Here is a 17,349-nt window from a genome sequence, read left to right on the forward strand (position 1 = left end):
CCCGGCCTCCGCGTCGGTCGGATGGCCGATGGGCGTCTATCACCCGAGCTCGGCGGCGACGACGCCCCGCCGGATCGCATCGACTGCCGACCGCGCCGGCCGTGCCAGCGGTGAGTCCGGACCGACACACAGGCGGATCTGTTCCAGCAGATCGACGACCTGACGATTCCATCGCACGAAATCGCCCGGGGAGAGCAGATGACCACGTTCTCCGGCGGCGGCGAGCGACTCGGTGAGCGACCGGCCCGCCACCCACAACGAGATGGCCACCGAGAAGCCCGTGTCGGGTTCCCGGGTCGGCGGCACATGATGACGCGACTCCACTTCGGTCACCGTCCGCCAGATGCCGATCGTCTCGGCCATGGCGGTCCGCAGCGCGGTGTTTCCCGGCAATGCGTCGGCCCCGGCATAGCTCTCCCGGCGTGATTCGAACACCAACGACGCGACCATCGCGGCGAGATCCGACGGCGACAACCGATCCCAGATACCTGCCCGAATGCATTCGGTGACCAGCAGATCACTCTCGCTGTAGATCCGACCGAGTACTTCCCCGGTCGGGGTGACCCGGACGGTGTCGCCGGTGTACTCGAGATAGTTCAGTTCACCCAGCACCCCGACGATGTGATCGAAGGTGACGCCGAGCGTCGAGGTACGCGCCCCGATGCGTTGCTCGGCGTCGACGATGTCGCGCAATAGCCGGTTTCGGCGTTCGGCCAGGCGGAAGAGCTCGTCCGAGGCCTCGACGTGGTGGGCCGGATGCGCCTTCAGCCGTTGCCGGAGACGCCGTAGCTCGGCATCGTCGGCGGCATCGGCACGCTTCTTGTTCCCCCGGCCACGCGGCATGTCGATGCCCGTCGAGCGCAGGGCCGATGCCAGGTCGCGGCGTCCCCGCCCGGTACGCCGATCGGGGTTACGTGGCAACCGCATCCCCCCGAGCACCTCGGGCGGGTTGATGAAGTCGCCGACCCCGATCCGGCCGCACCAGGCGTCCTCGGTCAATACGAGCGGCTTGGGGTCGACGGGTTGCCCGGCGGTCTCCAGGACAACCGCCAGACCCCGATGGCGTCCGGTGGGCACGCCGATCACCGCACCCCGTTTGAGTGCGGTGAGTTCGTCGGCGATGCCGTCGCGCGTGTCGATGCGGCGCCGGAACCTGAGCTCGCGTTCGCGGTGGCGGATGTCCTCGCGCAACGTGATGTAGCCGAGGAACCCGGCGTAGAGGTCATCAGGGGCCGACCCGGACACCTCGTCGGGTCCCTCCGGTCCGATGGGGCCCGGGTCGATTCCGTGATGCTGCGCGGCGCCGGCCAGTTCGACGTCGAGGCGACGCAGCTGCCGGGTCATCTCATCGACCTTGCGGGCCTGGCCGACCACCGACCGATCGGCCTGGAATTGCGCGAACGACCGGTTCAGGAGGTCGCGCGAGCCCTCGATCCCCAGTCGTCCGATCAAGTTCACGGCCATGTTGTATTCGGGGGCAAAGGAACTACGCAGCGGAAAAGTCCGGGCGCCGGCGAGCCCGGCGACCTGTTCGGGCACCAACTCGGGCGACCACACGATGATCGCGTGTCCCTCGACGTCGATACCGCGGCGTCCGGCCCGCCCGGTGAGCTGCGTGAACTCGCCGGGACTGAGATCGACATGCGCCTCGCCGTTGAACTTCACCAGTCGCTCGAGCACCACCGACCGTGCGGGCATGTTGATGCCCAGCGCGAGCGTCTCGGTGGCGAAGACCATACGCACCAGACCACGGACGAACAGTTCTTCGACGGTATGGCGGAAGGTCGGCAGGAGACCCGCGTGATGCGCGGCGAAACCGCGACGCAATCCCGCACGCCATTCGGCGACCCCGAGAACCTCGGCGTCGGCCGGTGACAACTCCGTCAGGTGCCGATCCACCACTTCGTCGACCGCGGCGGCCTGGTCGGGCGCAAGCAGGTTCAGGCCTGACCGCAGACACTGCGCCAACGCGCCGTCACACCCCGCCCGCGAGAAGATGAATCCGATCGCCGGCAGCAGGCCCTCGCGTTCGAGACGGGAAACCACCTGCGGTCGCGGCGGGCCGGCGTTACGACGCGGGCGCGACCGAGGGCCCCGACCTCCCCGGCCGCCTCGATCGTCGTCATCGGCCATTAGCACGCGGTTACGGATGAAACGCTTGAGTTCGGGATTGACCTTGGGCCGGCCCGGGCCCGAGGCGGTGCGCGTGTCAAATAGGTCGAACAGCCGGCTGCCGACCAGCATGTGCTGTGTCAGTGGCACGGGGCGATGGTCGTCGACGATCACCGTGGTGTCGCCGCGCACAGTCTGGATCCATTCGCCGAATTCTTCGGCGTTGCTGACCGTGGCCGACAGGCTGACGACCCGCACCGATGATTCCAGATGCAGGATGACCTCTTCCCAGACCGCACCGCGGAATCGGTCGGCGAGGAAATGCACCTCGTCCATCACCACATGTGACAGCCCGACCAGCGCCGGGGAGTTCGCGTAGATCATGTTGCGCACGACCTCGGTGGTCATCACGACGACCGGCGCATCGGAGTTGATCGACGTGTCGCCGGTGAGCAGACCCACCGATGCGGCCCCGTACACGGCGACCAGATCGGCATACTTCTGGTTGCTCAACGCCTTGATCGGCGTCGTGTAGAAGCATTTGGTGCCGGCCGCCAGCGCCAAGTGCACCGCGAACTCGCCGACGATCGTCTTACCGGCGCCGGTCGGGGCACAAACGAGGACGCCGTGTCCGCCCTCGAGAGCGTGACACGCGCGGACCTGGAAGTCGTCGAGACCGAAGTCGAGGCGGGCGGAAAAGGCATCGAAGGCCGAACCGGCGGACCGGTTCTGCGGTCGGCCGGCGGTGACCGGATTCGTGACGACGGGACCGGCGGGAGTCGTCGACTCCAGAGGTTCGGAGGGATTCATCGACTCCAGCATGTCACTGTGAGCCGACAGTGGCCCACCACCGCGCCGGTCACCGAACGCTTCGGCAGGTCAGAGAACATCGTCGAAGGACTGCGCGGCATTCGTCCGGGACGACGACGCATAGCCGGTGGTCGGCGTCGTCGTACCGGTGGTGGCGGGCAGCGGTGAGGCCGCCGGCCGCGGTGACGGCGCCGGGATGGAGCTGGCCTCGTCGTCCGACAGGGCCTCCCACTCCGCGGCGCGCCGAGCCTTGCGGCGATCGTTGATACGCGCGATCTGGATCGCCAGCTCCAGGAGCACCGTCAACGCGACCGAGAGCGAGAGCATCGTGAACGGGTCCTGGCCGGGTGTGACGACGGCGGCGAAAACGAACATGGTGAAGACCAGTCCGCGGCGCCACGCCTTCAGCTTCTGATAGCTGACGGCGCCGACGAGGTTGAGCGCCACGATCAGCAACGGCAACTCGAAGCTGACGCCGAAGATGATCAACAGGTGGATCATGAACCCGAAGTACTGGTCGCCGGCGAGGGCCGTCACCTGCACATCGTTGCCGACGGTCAGCAGGAAGTGGAACGCCTTGGCGACCACCATGTACGCGAGTACGGCACCGCCGACGAACAGCACCGCTGCCGCCGACACGAACCCCATCGCGTACTTGCGCTCGTTCGCATGCATACCGGGAGTGACGAATTGCCAGATCTGGAACAGCCAGACCGGGCACGCGAGAACGAGACCGGCGGTGAGCCCGACCTTGAGGCGCAACATGAACTGATCAAAGGGTCCGGTCGCCAGCAGCCGGCAGGCGCCGTCGGGTGTGAGCGTCGCGCGCGTCGAGGCAGGCAACGAGCAGTATGGTTCGCGCAGGAGATCGCCCAGCGACGAGATGCCGAGGGCGCCATGTGAGTACCAGATGAAGCCGACAATCGTGGTGATCACGATCGCGCTCAACGCTATGAGCAGCCGGTATCGAAGCTCCTGCAGATGCTCGGTCAACGGCATCGTGCCGTCGGGGTTGAGCTTGCGTTGTCGCTTACGCGGGTCGAGAGGGATCCGCACTCCGTACGCGCCTAAGCAGACTTCTTCGTGTTGTCGGCCGCGGCATCGTGCGTTGGCCGCTCCGCCGACGCCGACAATTCGCGTGGCGGCTCCGGCTCGGCGGTCTTCGTCGGCTCGGGCTCACCATCCTTCTGCATCTCCTGGACCTCACTCTTGAAGATCCGCAGCGACTGGCCGAGGCCACGCGCCGCATCGGGAAGCTTCTTCGATCCGAACAGCAGAACCAGAACCACCAGCACGATGACCCAGTGCCACCATGACATTGCACCCATTGGAAAACCTTTCCCCGTCTTCAGTCGGCCCGGTGGTCATCGTACCGCGCGAGGGCCCGCGCGGCGTCCTCACCGATTGCGGCCGCAAGGTCGGCGTCGTCGACGACGCGGATCCGACCGCCGAAACCGAGCAGAAAGCGGGTGAGCCAACGCGGCGAACCGTAGACGATGCGGGCGCGCACCGGCAGCGTGGGATCGGGGCGCGACTCGATCGGTTCGAGTGGTTCGACGGTGTAGTAGTCCAGAATCCACAGTTCGGATGGGTCGATGTCGATGAGCGCCGTGGGCAGATCGGGATTTCCGGCGAGTATCGGCGACTGCGGGCTGTGGCGGGCCTGCTCGGGCGGCGCCGCGGGCTCGTCGAGCATCTCGGCGTCGTCGATGCGGTCGAAGCGGAACAGCCGCACACCCTCACTCTCCCGGCACCAGGCCTGCAGGTAGGTGTGGTTGTCGACGGCCTGCAACGAGATCGGGTCGACGATCCGGCGGGTCACGACATCGCGGGTGGCCGAATAGTAGTTCAGCGACAGCGCGCGATCGGCGCGGACGGCCTCGCGGACGGTGCGATAGCGGGGGGACTCGGTCAGTTCGGCGCCGGAGGCCGAGGCGACCGAAGTCCTGCCGTGCCCGCCCTGGGCGTCCGGGGCGGGCGTGCCGACGGCCTGCTCGATCTTCGCGATGGCCCGCCCGGCGGCCTCCCGGTCCACGATGCCCGGGGTGTCGACGAGCGCGCGCAACGCGACCAGCATGATGCTGGCCTCGGTCGGGGTCAGCCGCAGCGGGCGATCCATGCCGGCGGCGAAGCCGACGTGGACGTGCCCTTCACTGAACTCGAGCTCGATCAGGTCGTCCGGGTAGTAGCCCGGCAGCCCGCAGACGAACAACTGCTCGAGGTCCTTGGTCAGCTGCCGCACCGTGACACCGAGATCGGCCGCGGCCTGATCGATCGGAATCCCGTCGTGGGCAAGGAAATACGGTACGAGCGCGAGTAGCCGGCTCAGCCGGGATGGCGCAGCGGAGGCCATTACGCACGCACCCGCGCCATCGTGTCGAGCGCGCCGATGACGAGGTCACGTAGCTCCGGCGGTGACAGCACCACCGCGTCGGCCCCGGCGCCGAGAACCATCCGCGCCAGCGTCGTCACCGAACTGATCTCGATGTCGAGGACATCGCCGGACGCGTCGGCGTACTCCATCGGTTCACTGCGCTGCGCCAGACGCCGCAGTCCGGCGGCATGATCTGCGGCCACCCATACGCGTGCGGTGCGACCGTCTGATCCGGCGGCCGAATCGACGGCGGCGGCAACGATCTGCTGCAGATCGGTGTCCGCGGGCACCACCACCGAACCCGGGGCATCGATGGCAACGACCTCGGTGACCCGGCTGAGACGAAAGGTTCGGGTGTCGTCACGATCACGGTCATGGCCCACCACATACCAGCGGCCACGGTGAGTCACCACACCCCACGGTTCGAGGGTGCGGGTCACCCCTGCCGAACCCGAGCCGGCCCGGTAGGTGAAAGTGACCGGACGCTGGGCCTCGATCGCGGTCAGCAGCGCACCCAGCGTCGCCTCACTCCCCATCGAACGGGGCGAATCTCCTGCGGAGACGCCGATCTCGTCATCGGCGCGCACGTCGAACCCGGCGGCACGCAACTTCAGGACGGCGGTCTGGCTGATGGCCGAGATCTCGGGCGTATCCCAAAGGGTTGCGGCCATGGCGATCGCTGCGGCCTCGTCGCGGTCGAAGGAAAGTTCGGGCAATGCATAGCTGTCCCGATTGATGCGGTACCCGTCATGTCCCTGGCCCACCACCGATGGACCGGTGACCAGCGGGATACCGAGTTCGCGCAGCTCGGTCTTGTCGCGCTCGAACATTCGGTTGAACGCCTCGACCGACTGTCCCTCGTCGTTGTATCCGACGACGCTGCGGCGGATGTAGTCCGCGGTCACGAACTGGCGGGTGGCCAGCAGACAGATGACCAGGTTGAGCAGCCGCTCCACTTTCGAGGTCTTGCGTACCGCCGACTCAGAGGACGACGTCTTGGATGGTGCCACCGGTCGAGCCTACGACTCACATGGACGCGATCAGGCGTTCGACGCGCTCGTCGACGGACCGGAACGGGTCTTTGCACAGCACCGTCCGTTGTGCCTGATCGTTCAGCTTGAGGTGGACCCAGTCGACGGTGAAATCGCGGCCGGCCTTCTGGGCGGCCGAGATGAAGTCACCCCGCAACTTGGCCCGGGTGGTCTGCGGTGGCTCGTTGACCGCGGTCTTGATCGCCTCGTCGGTGGTGATCCGCCGGACCAGACCCTTGCGGGCGAGGACGTCGAAGACACCACGGCCACGTTTGATGTCGTGATAGGCGAGGTCGAGCTGAGCGATCTTCGGATCCGACAGATCCATCGAGTATTTATCCTCGTAACGCTGGAAAAGTTTGCGCTTGATCACCCAGTCGATCTCGGTGTCGACCGCGGAGAAGTCGTCGGCTTCCACGGCGTCGAGCATGCGGCCCCACAAATCGACGACCATGTCCATCTCCGGATCCGGCCGGCGATTGACCAGATGCTCGACGGCCCGCGCGTGATACTCGCGCTGGATGTCCAAGGCGGTGGCCTGGCGGCCGCCGGCCAACCGCACCGGCCGGCGCCCGGTCGGGTCGTGGCTCACCTCTCGGATGGCCCGAATCGGGTTGTCCAGCGCGAAATCCCGGAACACCACGCCCGCCTCGATCATCTCCAGCACCAGGGCGGCCGATCCCACCTTCAGCATGGTGGTCATCTCCGCCATGTTGGAGTCACCGACGATGACATGCAGGCGCCGGTACTTCTCGGCATCGGCGTGCGGCTCGTCACGGGTGTTGATGATCGGCCGCGAACGGGTGGTCGCCGACGACACGCCCTCCCAGATGTGTTCGGCACGTTGTGACAGGCAGAAGGTGGCGGCCTTCGGGGTCGCGAGGACCTTACCTGCGCCGCAGATCAGCTGGCGTGTCACCAGGAATGGCAGCAGCACGTCGGAGATGCGGGAGAACTCACCGGCACGCACCACGAGATAGTTCTCGTGGCAACCGTAGGAGTTGCCCGCCGAGTCGGTGTTGTTCTTGAACAGGTAGATGTCACCACCGATGCCCTCGTCGGCGAGTCGCTGTTCGGCATCGATCAGCAGATCCTCGAGGACGAGTTCGCCGGCGCGGTCGTGAGTGATGAGCTGCACCAGCCCGTCACACTCGGCGGTGGCGTACTCGGGATGCGAACCCACGTCGAGGTAGAGACGCGCCCCGTTCTGCAGAAAGACATTCGACGACCGGCCCCACGAGACCACCCGCCGGAAGAGGTACCGGGCCACCTCGTCCGGACTGAGTCGACGATGACCGTGAAAGGTGCATGTGACACCGAATTCCGTCTCGATGCCCATGATTCGACGCTGCACGTGATCAACCCTACCCGCGGCGACGTCCGCCGACCCGCCGGACGCGCGCCCAGGCGGTCGGCGATGCAACCGGCCAGCGGCGGCCCCTATGAGTCGCCGTCACCGGAATCCGAACCATCATCTGCCTCCGATCCGCCCGGCGAGTGCGGGGAGGCGGCCCCGTTGTCGGTGCCGTCGGCGTCGTGGCCGCCCTCGACGCTCGCGAGGAGCTCGGCGACCCGGGCGGTGGTGAGCCGCTTGAACGCGCGACGCGGGCGAGTGCGGTCGAGGATCGCGACCTCGAGATCGCCCGGACTCAGTTCCCGTGGCGTGCCGGCGGCACCGTTGCCCGCATCGGCGGGGGTGGACAACGCCTCGACGGCCATCGAGAGTGCCTGCGCCAGCTCGAGATCGGGCGCGTAGGCCTCCTTCAGTGCGGCCGCGATCGATTCGGTGGCACCGCCCATGACAAGAAAGCGGGTCTCATCGGCGATCGAACCGTCATAGCCGATGCGATACAGCTGGGACGGCTTGGGCTTGCCCGCGCGCGCCACCTCGGCGACGCACAGCTCGACCTCGTAAGGCTTGGCCTGCTCGGTGAACACCGAGCCCAGCGCGTTGGCGTAGGTGTTGGCCAGGCTCAACGCCGACACGTCGTTGCGGTCATAGCTGTATCCACGCATGTCGGCGAGCTGGATGCCGGCCTTGCGCAGACTCTCGAACTCGTTGTACTTGCCGACTGCGGCGAAGCCGATGCGGTCATAGATCTCGCTGGTCTTGCGCAGCGTGTTCGACGGATTCTCCGCGACGAACAGCACACCGTCGGCATAGGTCAGGACGACCACGCTGCGGCCACGGGCGATGCCCTTGCGCGCGAGCTCCGAGCGGTCGCGCATGATCTGCTCGGCACTGGCGTAATACGGGAACGTCACCGCACTTCTCCTTCGTGCTCGGCGGACCGGCGTTCGATGATCGCCCGCGCAGCCGCCTCGATGGCGGCCGACTCCACATCATGTGCGCCGTCCGCGCCGACGATGACCGCCAGCGGGAAGATCTTGCGGACGAGGTCCGGGCCGCCGGTGGCGGTGTCGTCGTCGGCGGCGTCGTAGAGCGCTTCGATCGCAACCGCAAGTGCGCCCTCGGCATCGAGATCACGACGGTAGAGCTTCTTCAACGACGACTTCGCGAAAACCGAACCCGAGCCGATCGAGGTGTAACCGGCGGACTCTTCGTGCCGGTCACCGGCGACGTCGAAGGAGAAGATCCGGCCGCGTTCGGTCGGATCGTCGTGGTCGATGTCGTAGCCGACGAGCAGCGGGACCGCCGCCAAACCTTGAAGTGCCGCACCGAGATTGCCGCGCACCATCGACGCGAGCCGGCTGACCTTGCCGTCGAGCGTCAGCGGCACACCCTCGATCTTCTCGTAGTGTTCGAGCTCGACGGTGAACAACCGGACCATCTCGATCGCGATACCCGCGGTACCGGCGATACCGGCCGCCGAATACTCGTCGGTGATGTAGACCTTCTGCACATCACGCGTGGCGATCAGATTTCCCATCGTCGCGCGCCGATCACCGGCGAGCACGACACCGCCCGGGTAGCTGACGGCCACGATGGTGGTGCCGTGAGGAATGTCGGAGGTGTCCGGGGAACCGCTGAAGGTACTCATCTGCTGGGCGCGAGTGGAGGGCAACTGCTCTGGTGCATGGACCCGGAGAAAATCACTGAACGAGGAGATGTCCGCGCCAAGGGAAAATGCCGGTCGTCGGGTGGGATCGGGGAGCAGTGAATCGAACCTGTCGCTCACTGGCCGCCCTTCTGCACGTAGGCCCGCACGAAGTCCTCGGCGTTCTCCTCGAGCACATCGTCGATCTCGTCGAGCAGGTCATCGGTGTCCTCGGCGAGCTTCTCGCGTCGTTCCTGACCCGCACCGCCATCCGAACCGAGATCGTCGTCGTCTCCGCCACCACCGCGCTTGGTCTGTTCCTGCGCCATCTGCACTCCTTAGTATCGGCGAAGCCTCCGGCTTCGCGTGTGTTCACGCCCTGATGCACCGCTCTTCGTCGTCAGCAACATCGCTCGCTTCGCTCGCTCGTTCCTTCCTCCTGCATCGCGGTGCGGCGTGAACACGCCCGTGCCATGCCGTTCCGTCGACCGTTGCCCATGAGTTCATGCGTGTCGGGGCCGGCGGTGTAGGACCACACTACCGGCGAGGACCCGATCGCGGCGGCCGTAACGCGAGGCGAATGTCGGAGTCCGTCAGTTGGTGAGCTGCTCGACGAGTTCGGCGGCGGAGTCCACCGAATCGAGAAGCTTGCCGACGTGGGCGCGACTGCCGCGCAACGGTTCCAGCGTCGGGATGCGCACGAGGGAGTCGCCGCCGAGGTCGAAGATCACCGAGTCCCAGCTCGCCGCCGCCACATCGGCCCCGAAACGACGCAGGCACTCGCCGCGGAAGTACGCCCGGGTGTTGGCCGGCGGTTCGGTGATGGCGCGGGTCACCTGCGCCTCGTCGACGAGCCGCTTCATCGAGCCGCGCGCGACCAGTCGGTTGTAGAGGCCCTTTTCCAGCCGCACATCGGAATACTGCAGGTCGATCAGATGCAGACGCGGCGCCGACCAGCCCAGCCCCTCCCGCTGCCGGAAACCCTCGAGGATCCTCAGTTTCGCGGGCCAGTCGAGGATGTCGGCGCATTCCAGCGGGTCACGTTCGAGGCGGTCGAGGACCTCGGCCCACGTGGCCAACACGTGCATGGCGCGCTCGTCGTCGGAGTGTTCTCGCTGGTGAAAGGTCATGCACCGCTCGAGATATTCTCGCTGTAATGCCAAGCCGGTGAGTTCGCGGCCATCGGTCAGCGCGACCGTGGCGGCCAGGCCCGGGTCATGGCTGATGGTGTGTACGGCCTGCACCGGACGTGCCAGTTCGAGGTCGGAAAAGTCGACACCGGCCTCGATCAGATCGAGAACCAGCGAGGTCGTGCCCACCTTCAGATAGGTGGCCGTCTCGGCGAGATTGGCGTCGCCGACGATGACGTGCAGCCGCCGGTAACGCTCCGGATCGGCATGCGGCTCGTCCCGGGTGTTGATGATCCCACGCTTGAGGGTCGTCTCCAGGCCGACCTCGACCTCGATGTAGTCCGCACGCTGCGAGAGTTGATAGCCCGCCTCGTCGCCGGACTGTCCGATGCCCACACGCCCGGCGCCGCAGATCACCTGCCGAGAGGCGAAGAACGTGGTGAGTCCGGCGATGATCGCGGTGAACGGGGTGTCGCGGCTCATCAGGTAGTTCTCGTGGGTGCCGTAGGAGGCGCCCTTGCCGTCGATGTTGTTCTTGTACAGCTGCAACCGCGGTGCACCCGGAACGCTCGCGACATGGCGGGCCGCGGCCTCCATCACCCGCTCCCCCGCCTTGTCCCAGATCACCGCGTCCATCGGGTCGGTGACCTCGGGTGCGGAGTACTCGGGGTGGGCGTGGTCGACGTAGAGGCGGGCACCGTTGGTGAGGATCATGTTCGCCGCACCGATCTCGTCGGCATCGATGATCGGCGCCGGACCCGACCCCCGCCCGAGGTCGAAACCGCGGGCGTCGCGCAGCGGCGACTCCACCTCGTAATCCCAGCGTGTGCGCTTGGCGCGGGGCACTCCCGCGGCCGCCGCATAGGCGAGTACCGCCTGGGTGGAGGTCATGATCGGGTTTGCGGTCGGGTCCCCGGGAGCCGAGATGCCGTACTCGACCTCGGTTCCGATGATTCGCTGCATCCCTTGAGGGTAGATGTCGGCATGCGATGTCACCGATCGCACCCGCCGGTGGTTCACCGCGGGGTGCCTCCGGACACCGCCCCGCACAGGCATACGCAGCGGATACCGTCGTCGCTCACGGTGCACCCGCGCGCCGACGTCGGTACCGTTCACGCCGTGAAAGCCTTTCGTCGGTTCACCATCCGGATCCCGCTCCCCGCCGACCTCGCCGACCTCGATGTCCTGGCCCGCAACCTGCGCTGGGTGTGGCACAGCGCGACACAGGATCTGTTCGCCACGATCGACCCCGAGTTGTGGCACGCCTGTGCCGATCCGCTCCGACTGCTCGACGAGGTCGATCCGGCGCGCTTGGTCACCCTGGCAGCCGACGACGACTTCCGGTCGCGACTGACGAAGGTGCGTGGAGAGCTCGAGTCCTACCAGGCGGCGCCGCAGTGGTTTGGCACGCAGCAGCAGGCAGGTGCGGATATGCCTGCGGGTATCGCATATTTCTCGATGGAATTCGGCATCTCGGAGGTTCTGCCGATCTATTCCGGTGGGCTCGGCATCCTCGCCGGCGACCATCTGAAGGCGGCGTCGGATCTGGGGCTGCCGCTGATCGGCGTCGGACTGTTCTACCGCTCCGGCTACTTCCGGCAGGGCCTGACGCACGATGGCTGGCAGATCGAACGCTACCCGGTCAACGATCCCGGTCTGCTGCCGCTGGAATTGCTGACCGACGACGCCGGCCGGCCGGTCGACATCACTGTCTCGATGCCCGGCGGGCGCACCTTGCACGCGCAGGTCTGGGTGGCGACGGTGGGCCGGATCCCGTTGTTGCTCTTGGATACCGACGTCCCCGGTAACGACGACGAGTTGCGATCGGTCACCGACCGCCTCTACGGCGGCGATCAGGCTCATCGAATCCGGCAGGAGATCCTGCTGGGCATCGGCGGGGTGCGCGCCCTGCGCGTATTCATCGCCCGCACCGGGCGGCCGGAACCGACGGTGTTCCACATGAACGAAGGGCACGCCGGCTTCCTCGGCGCCGAACGGGTCCGCGAGCTCGTGGAGTCGGGGCTGGACTTCGGGTCGGCCGAGTCGGTGGTGCGGGCGTCGAACATATTCACCACACACACTCCGGTCCCGGCCGGCATCGACCGCTTTCCCCGGGACCTGGTGTCGCACTACCTCGACCCCGATCCAGGCGGCGTGTCCCGGCTGCTGCCCGGACTGCGCGCGGCCGCCGTACTCGAACTAGGCAATGAAGATGACCACGGCGTATTCAACATGGCGCACATGGGCTTTCGGCTCGGGCAGCGATCGAATGGAGTGTCGCGGCTGCACGGTGAGGTCAGTCGTGAGATGTTCGCCGGTCTATGGCCGGGATTCGACGCCGACGAGGTGCCGATCGGCGCGATCACCAACGGTGTGCACGGATTCACCTGGGTGGCACGGCCGTGGCGCGATCTCATCGGCGACGACGAGGACTCGGCCGCGCAAGAATACTCCACACTGCCGGCGAGTGACCTGTGGAGGACACGGCAGACGCTGCGCGCCGGACTGGTCGCCGAGGTCCGCCGTCGCGCCCAGGCCAGCGGCCGCGACCGCGCATTCAGTGAGCTCGAATTGGGTTGGACCGCCGAACTTTTCGATCCGGACATCCTGACGATCGGGTTCGCGCGACGCGCGGCGACCTACAAACGGTTGACGCTGATGCTGCGCGACCCGGATCGTCTCAAGCGCATCCTCACCGACCCGCAACGACCGGTCCAGCTGGTGATCGCAGGTAAGGCACATCCGGCCGACGACGGCGGCAAGGCGCTCATCCAGCAGGTGGTCCGGTTCACCGAAGATCCGGCGGTCCGCGACCGCATCGTGTTCCTGCCGGACTACGACATCTCGATGGCGCGCCACATCTACGCCGGATGCGACGTGTGGCTCAACAACCCGGTCCGCCCCATGGAGGCGTGTGGAACGTCGGGGATGAAGTCTGCGCTCAACGGCGGCCTGAACCTGTCGATCCTCGACGGGTGGTGGGACGAGATGGCCGACGGCGAGAACGGCTGGGCCATCCCGTCGGCGCAGGGCGTCACCGATGAGCCCCGACGTGACGACCTGGAGGCGCAAGCCCTCTACTCGCTGCTGGAGGATTCGGTGATCCCGCTCTTCTACGCACGCGACGGCGACGGGCTGCCCGGACGCTGGGTGGAGATGGTGCGTCACACCCTGTCGGTGCTCGGCCCCAAGGTGCTGGCCTCACGGATGGTCCGCGACTACACCACCGAGCGCTACGTTCCGGCCGCGCTCGAGTTCGCCGCGGCGATCGCCGACGACTACGCGGCCGCCCGCGACCTGGCGGCCTACCGCAGGCGCGTGCAGGCGGCGTGGCCGTCGGTGACGCTCGCGGGGATCGACGAGTCCCGCGAGCCGGGTGGTGCGCCGTTGCACCTGACCGCTCGGGTCGCGCTCGGTGGCATGGCCGCCGACGAGGTGAAGGTCGAGGCCGTACTCGGCCCGGTCGGCGACAACGGCGACATCTCCGACCCGGCTGCCACCGAGATGACACCGGTCGACGGGCCGGACGCGTCGGGGCGGGTCCGCTTCGCCGCCGACGTCCACCCTCACCGTTCGGGCACACTCGGCTACACCGCGCGCGTACTACCGAGGCACCGGCTGCTCGCCGCCGACGCCGAACTCGGCCTGGTGCGCTATCCGGCTCCGGCGGGCGGCTGAGGGCGACCGATCCGCATCTCCACTGCCGGTGAGTTGGGCTGTGTCAGCGGCCGATTCGGGTGAGCAGTCGTTCCCAGTTCGCGGAGCCGATCGCGGCTTGGTCCGCCGGCTCGGGCGCACCCGCCCGCAGGAAGGTGCGCACCGGACCGGACAGCGGCACGAACGGATAATCCGCAGCGAACAGAATTCGTTCGATGCCGATCGTTTCGATCGTCCACCGCAGGTACTTCTCGCTGAGAATGCCGCTGGGGGTGACGAATACGTTGGTACGCAGGTAGTCCGAGACCGGCCGTTCCAGCCCGGCGACGGCGGTGAGGTTGGTGTCGATGCGGTCCAGGAAGAACAACATCAGCTCTCCCCAATGCCCCACGATGACTTGTAGATTCGGCAACCGGTCGAACACTCCGGACACGATGAGGCGTAGCAGTTCGATGCCGCAGTCGTAGTGCCAGCCGACGCCGTGGGTGGCCAGGGCGGAGTCGAGGGGCGCGCCGAGCCCACCGTAGTACGCCTTACGCACGGTGCGCGGCGGCGACTGAGGGTGCAGATACAGTGGTGCGCCCAGCGCGGCGGCCGCCTCCAGCAACGGTGAGAACTCCGGGTCGTCCAGGTGCCGCTCCCGGGTACGGCCGAAGATCATGGCCCCGTGCAGACCGAGCTGGTTCACTGCACGATCAAGTTCTGCCGCAGCGGCTTCCGGTGCCGGGGTGGCCAGCGTCGCGAATGCCTGGAAACGATCCGGACGGGTGCGGACGGCGTCGGCGAGCCGATCGTTGACGTCGCCCTGCAGGGCGACGGCGTCGGCCGGCTCGAGGTTCTGCAGACCCGGCGCGGTCAGCGACAGGACCTGCATATCGATGCCGGCGGCATCCATTGCCATGATGCGTTCGTCATCGATCTCGCTCAGCAGGCGGCCGCTTTCTCCCTGGGTGGACGGAGTCAGGGCCAGATCGCGCAGGCGCGGCGGCAGGTTGCGCCAAGCAGCCACGACCTCAGGGGTGACCATGTGCTCCTCCAGAGCGATGACACGGTATCGGCTCGGCATCAGTTCGGCTCCTTGTGGTCGGTGAGCGTTCGGTCGGTATGGGTTGGGTCGGTAAGGGTTGGGTCGGTGAGGATTCGGCCGGTGAGGATTGAGCCAGCGGCACATCGGCCGCTCTTCATCACGTCGCGAGAAGTTCCGGGGTGAACAGCTCGTCACAGGTCAGGCGCCGAGCCGACAATCCTTGTTCGAAGTGGTATCTGAGGACGGTGTCGAGCGTCGTGCGGTTGTTCTCGAGTCCGTAGGGCCACCAGTCCGCCGGGAACATATCGGCGTTGCGATCGAACAGTGCGTTGGTCCACGGGAGCATCGTGCGAATCTGGTAGACCTTGCGGCCGTTGCGATATCGATCCATGCCCGCGTCTTTGGCGGCCAAGTAGGCGTCATAGACGGTTCGGGCGAGGCCGGGGCGCGCCGTGACCAGCGACCGGGGCAGCACGACGGTGTGCATGATCGGAAAGATCGCCGTGCGGCGGTAGTAGTCGCGTTCGACGGCCTCGTGGTCGGGAAACAGCCGGGCCACGTGCGGGGATCGGCCCATCACGCACTGCGGAACGTTGGCCGAGATGAGCGCATCGATCTCGCCGCTGTCGAGCATCGCGCTCAGTGAGCGTCCGGGCGGCGCCTGTTCGACCTGTACGTCCGCAGGGTGCGGCTGGGGGACGAAATCGAAGGGCGGTGCCGGCCGGTCCAGGCCGCCGATCACCCAGCGGCATCGGTCCGGGGTGACACCGTAGTCGTCGGACAATATCCCTTTGGCCCAGACACCCGAGTCCTGGCCGTACATGCCGAACTCCCCCACCGTTTTTCCGGCGAGGTCTTCGGGGCGGGAGATCCCGCTCGCGGTGTTGATGAAGATGGCCGAGTGGCGGAAGACCCGTGCGGGAAAGGCGGGGATCGCGACGAACGGCGGCTCGTCCGAGTCGAGCGTGCGCAAGTAGACGGTGAGTCCGAGTTCGGCCACGTCGAACTCACGGTCGTGCACCATGCGGCGGAAGATATCGGAGACGATGTCCGCGCTCTCGATCGTCGCCTGGATTCCGTCGAAGGTGACGCTGCCGTCGAGTAGCGCCCGGGTGGTGTCGTAGGGCATCGTGCCCACGTGCAGTGTCGGCTCTGTCATTCGGACAGTCCCTTCTCGCGCAACGTATTCCATTCGATGTCGGACACGAAGATGTCCTCGGCGGTGAGTAGTTGTCGCGACAGTCCCTGCTCATGGTGGTAACGCAGGAAGGTGTTGACGGCCTTCTGGTTGGCATCGAGGCCGTACGGCCACCAGTCCTCGCCGAGCAACGCCCGATTCTCCGCGAAGAGCTCACTGAACCATGGGGTGATCACCGCCATGTGCTGCTTGGCGGCGCCCGCTCGATATTGTTCCTGCACCATGGCTTTCGCGTCGACGAACGCGCGATACACCGACTGCAGCAGCTCGCGTTCACCGGCCAGTTCACGGCGGATCGCGACGACATGCATCATCGGAAAGATGCCGGTTCGGCGGTAGTAGTCTCGCTCGACGGACTCGTAGTCGGTGAACAGCCGCCGGATCTTCTTCGTGGATCCGTCGATCAGGGCCGCCGGGACATCGACCGACAGCAGCGCGTCGATCTCACCCGTTTCGAGCATCGCGGCCAGGGTCCGACCCTCTTCGACATGGCGGACGTCGACGCCGGCCGGCGGGGGCTGGGGAATCCAGTCGAAGGCCGGGATCGGGTGGTCGGTACCACCGATCACCCAGCGCATCTGGTCGGGTGTGACGCCGTATTCCTCGGCGAGGACGCCCTTCATCCAGACACCCGGGTCACTCCCCCACAGCGCGAATTCCCCGACCGTTTTGTCCACGAGGTCCGCCGGTGTCTCGATTCCACTGTCGGCGTTGACGAACAAAGCCGAGTGCCGGAAGTTGCGGTTCGGAAAGATCGGCAGCGCCAGGAACGGTGAATCGTCCAGGTCGAACATGCGCAGGAAGTAGGTCATCCCGAACTCGGCGATGTCCAGTTCGCCGCCGGCCATGCGCTGGAAGACATCCGAGATCAGCGGCGAGGTGTGCAGGGTGACCTCCGCCCCATCGATCGCGACTCGCCCGTCGAACAGTGGCTCGGTGTGTTCGTACCGGTACACACCCAGGTCACGCTTCCGAGCGGCCATGGTGGTCCTCCTGCTCGTCGGTGGCCGC

Annotated in this window: 14 protein-coding genes; 1 reads left to right on the top strand and 13 read right to left on the bottom strand. The window is 66.7% G+C overall.

All coding sequences use genetic code 11. The features are described 5' to 3' along the window. Positions 1–39: 39 nt before the first annotated feature. From ACLQ3C_RS01240 to dop, 10 genes are all read right to left on the bottom strand, one after another. Positions 40–2,922 (bottom strand): DEAD/DEAH box helicase, encoded by a 2,883-nt coding sequence (locus ACLQ3C_RS01240; protein WP_425702672.1) that lies wholly within the window; start codon positions 2,920–2,922, stop codon positions 40–42. Between the two features lie 69 nt (positions 2,923–2,991). Then, positions 2,992–3,978, bottom strand: coding sequence for a twin-arginine translocase subunit TatC (gene tatC, locus ACLQ3C_RS01245; RefSeq protein ID WP_425702674.1), 987 nt, complete (start codon positions 3,976–3,978; stop codon positions 2,992–2,994). Positions 3,979–3,989: 11 nt separating this feature from the next. Then, a complete protein-coding gene (gene tatA / locus ACLQ3C_RS01250) occupies positions 3,990–4,250 on the bottom strand; it encodes a Sec-independent protein translocase subunit TatA (protein ID WP_425702675.1) in 261 nt (86 codons plus the stop codon). Between the two features lie 20 nt (positions 4,251–4,270). Then, positions 4,271–5,275: a helix-turn-helix transcriptional regulator gene (locus ACLQ3C_RS01255; RefSeq protein ID WP_425702677.1), complete on the bottom strand. Its 1,005-nt coding sequence runs from the start codon at positions 5,273–5,275 to the stop codon at positions 4,271–4,273. Then, on the bottom strand, positions 5,275–6,306 hold the full coding sequence (locus tag ACLQ3C_RS01260) for a helix-turn-helix transcriptional regulator (RefSeq protein WP_425702679.1): 1,032 nt from the start codon (positions 6,304–6,306) through the stop codon (positions 5,275–5,277). The genes ACLQ3C_RS01255 and ACLQ3C_RS01260 overlap by 1 nt, the downstream gene beginning before the upstream one ends. A 16-nt stretch (positions 6,307–6,322) precedes the next feature. Next, on the bottom strand, positions 6,323–7,681 hold the full coding sequence (gene pafA, locus ACLQ3C_RS01265; RefSeq protein WP_425702681.1) for a Pup--protein ligase: 1,359 nt from the start codon (positions 7,679–7,681) through the stop codon (positions 6,323–6,325). Between the two features lie 86 nt (positions 7,682–7,767). After that, positions 7,768–8,592, bottom strand: coding sequence for a proteasome subunit alpha (gene prcA / locus ACLQ3C_RS01270; protein WP_425702683.1), 825 nt, complete (start codon positions 8,590–8,592; stop codon positions 7,768–7,770). Further along, positions 8,589–9,467 (bottom strand): proteasome subunit beta, encoded by an 879-nt coding sequence (gene prcB / locus ACLQ3C_RS01275; RefSeq protein ID WP_425702684.1) that lies wholly within the window; start codon positions 9,465–9,467, stop codon positions 8,589–8,591. The genes prcA and prcB overlap by 4 nt, the downstream gene beginning before the upstream one ends. Continuing rightward, complete coding sequence (locus tag ACLQ3C_RS01280) at positions 9,464–9,655, bottom strand: ubiquitin-like protein Pup (protein ID WP_425702686.1); 192 nt, start codon at positions 9,653–9,655, stop codon at positions 9,464–9,466. Before ACLQ3C_RS01280 ends, prcB begins: the two co-directional genes overlap by 4 nt. A 264-nt stretch (positions 9,656–9,919) precedes the next feature. Further along, a complete protein-coding gene (gene dop / locus ACLQ3C_RS01285; protein ID WP_425702687.1) occupies positions 9,920–11,419 on the bottom strand; it encodes a depupylase/deamidase Dop in 1,500 nt (499 codons plus the stop codon). Positions 11,420–11,575: 156 nt separating this feature from the next. On the opposite strand from dop, the gene glgP reads away from it, so the two are divergent. Continuing rightward, the gene (glgP, locus tag ACLQ3C_RS01290) at positions 11,576–14,134 is read left to right on the top strand and encodes an alpha-glucan family phosphorylase (protein WP_425702689.1); all 2,559 of its coding nucleotides are present in this window, start codon (positions 11,576–11,578) and stop codon (positions 14,132–14,134) included. 43 nt (positions 14,135–14,177) lie between these two features. Here the strand turns inward: glgP and ACLQ3C_RS01295 are convergent, their stop codons facing one another. From ACLQ3C_RS01295 to ACLQ3C_RS01305, 3 genes are all read right to left on the bottom strand, one after another. Then, positions 14,178–15,179 (bottom strand): amidohydrolase family protein, encoded by a 1,002-nt coding sequence (locus tag ACLQ3C_RS01295; protein ID WP_425702691.1) that lies wholly within the window; start codon positions 15,177–15,179, stop codon positions 14,178–14,180. 118 nt (positions 15,180–15,297) lie between these two features. Beyond that, complete coding sequence (locus tag ACLQ3C_RS01300; protein WP_425702693.1) at positions 15,298–16,299, bottom strand: 4,5-dihydroxyphthalate decarboxylase; 1,002 nt, start codon at positions 16,297–16,299, stop codon at positions 15,298–15,300. Further along, positions 16,296–17,321 carry a PhnD/SsuA/transferrin family substrate-binding protein gene (locus ACLQ3C_RS01305; RefSeq protein ID WP_425702695.1) on the bottom strand — a complete coding sequence of 342 codons (1,026 nt, stop codon included), beginning with the start codon at positions 17,319–17,321 and terminating at the stop codon, positions 16,296–16,298. Before ACLQ3C_RS01305 ends, ACLQ3C_RS01300 begins: the two co-directional genes overlap by 4 nt. Between the last annotated feature and the right edge of the window lie 28 nt (positions 17,322–17,349).

Origin of the sequence: Gordonia sp. DT30 (assembly GCF_049844915.1) — a bacterium.
Classification (GTDB): Bacteria; Actinomycetota; Actinomycetes; order Mycobacteriales; family Mycobacteriaceae; genus Gordonia.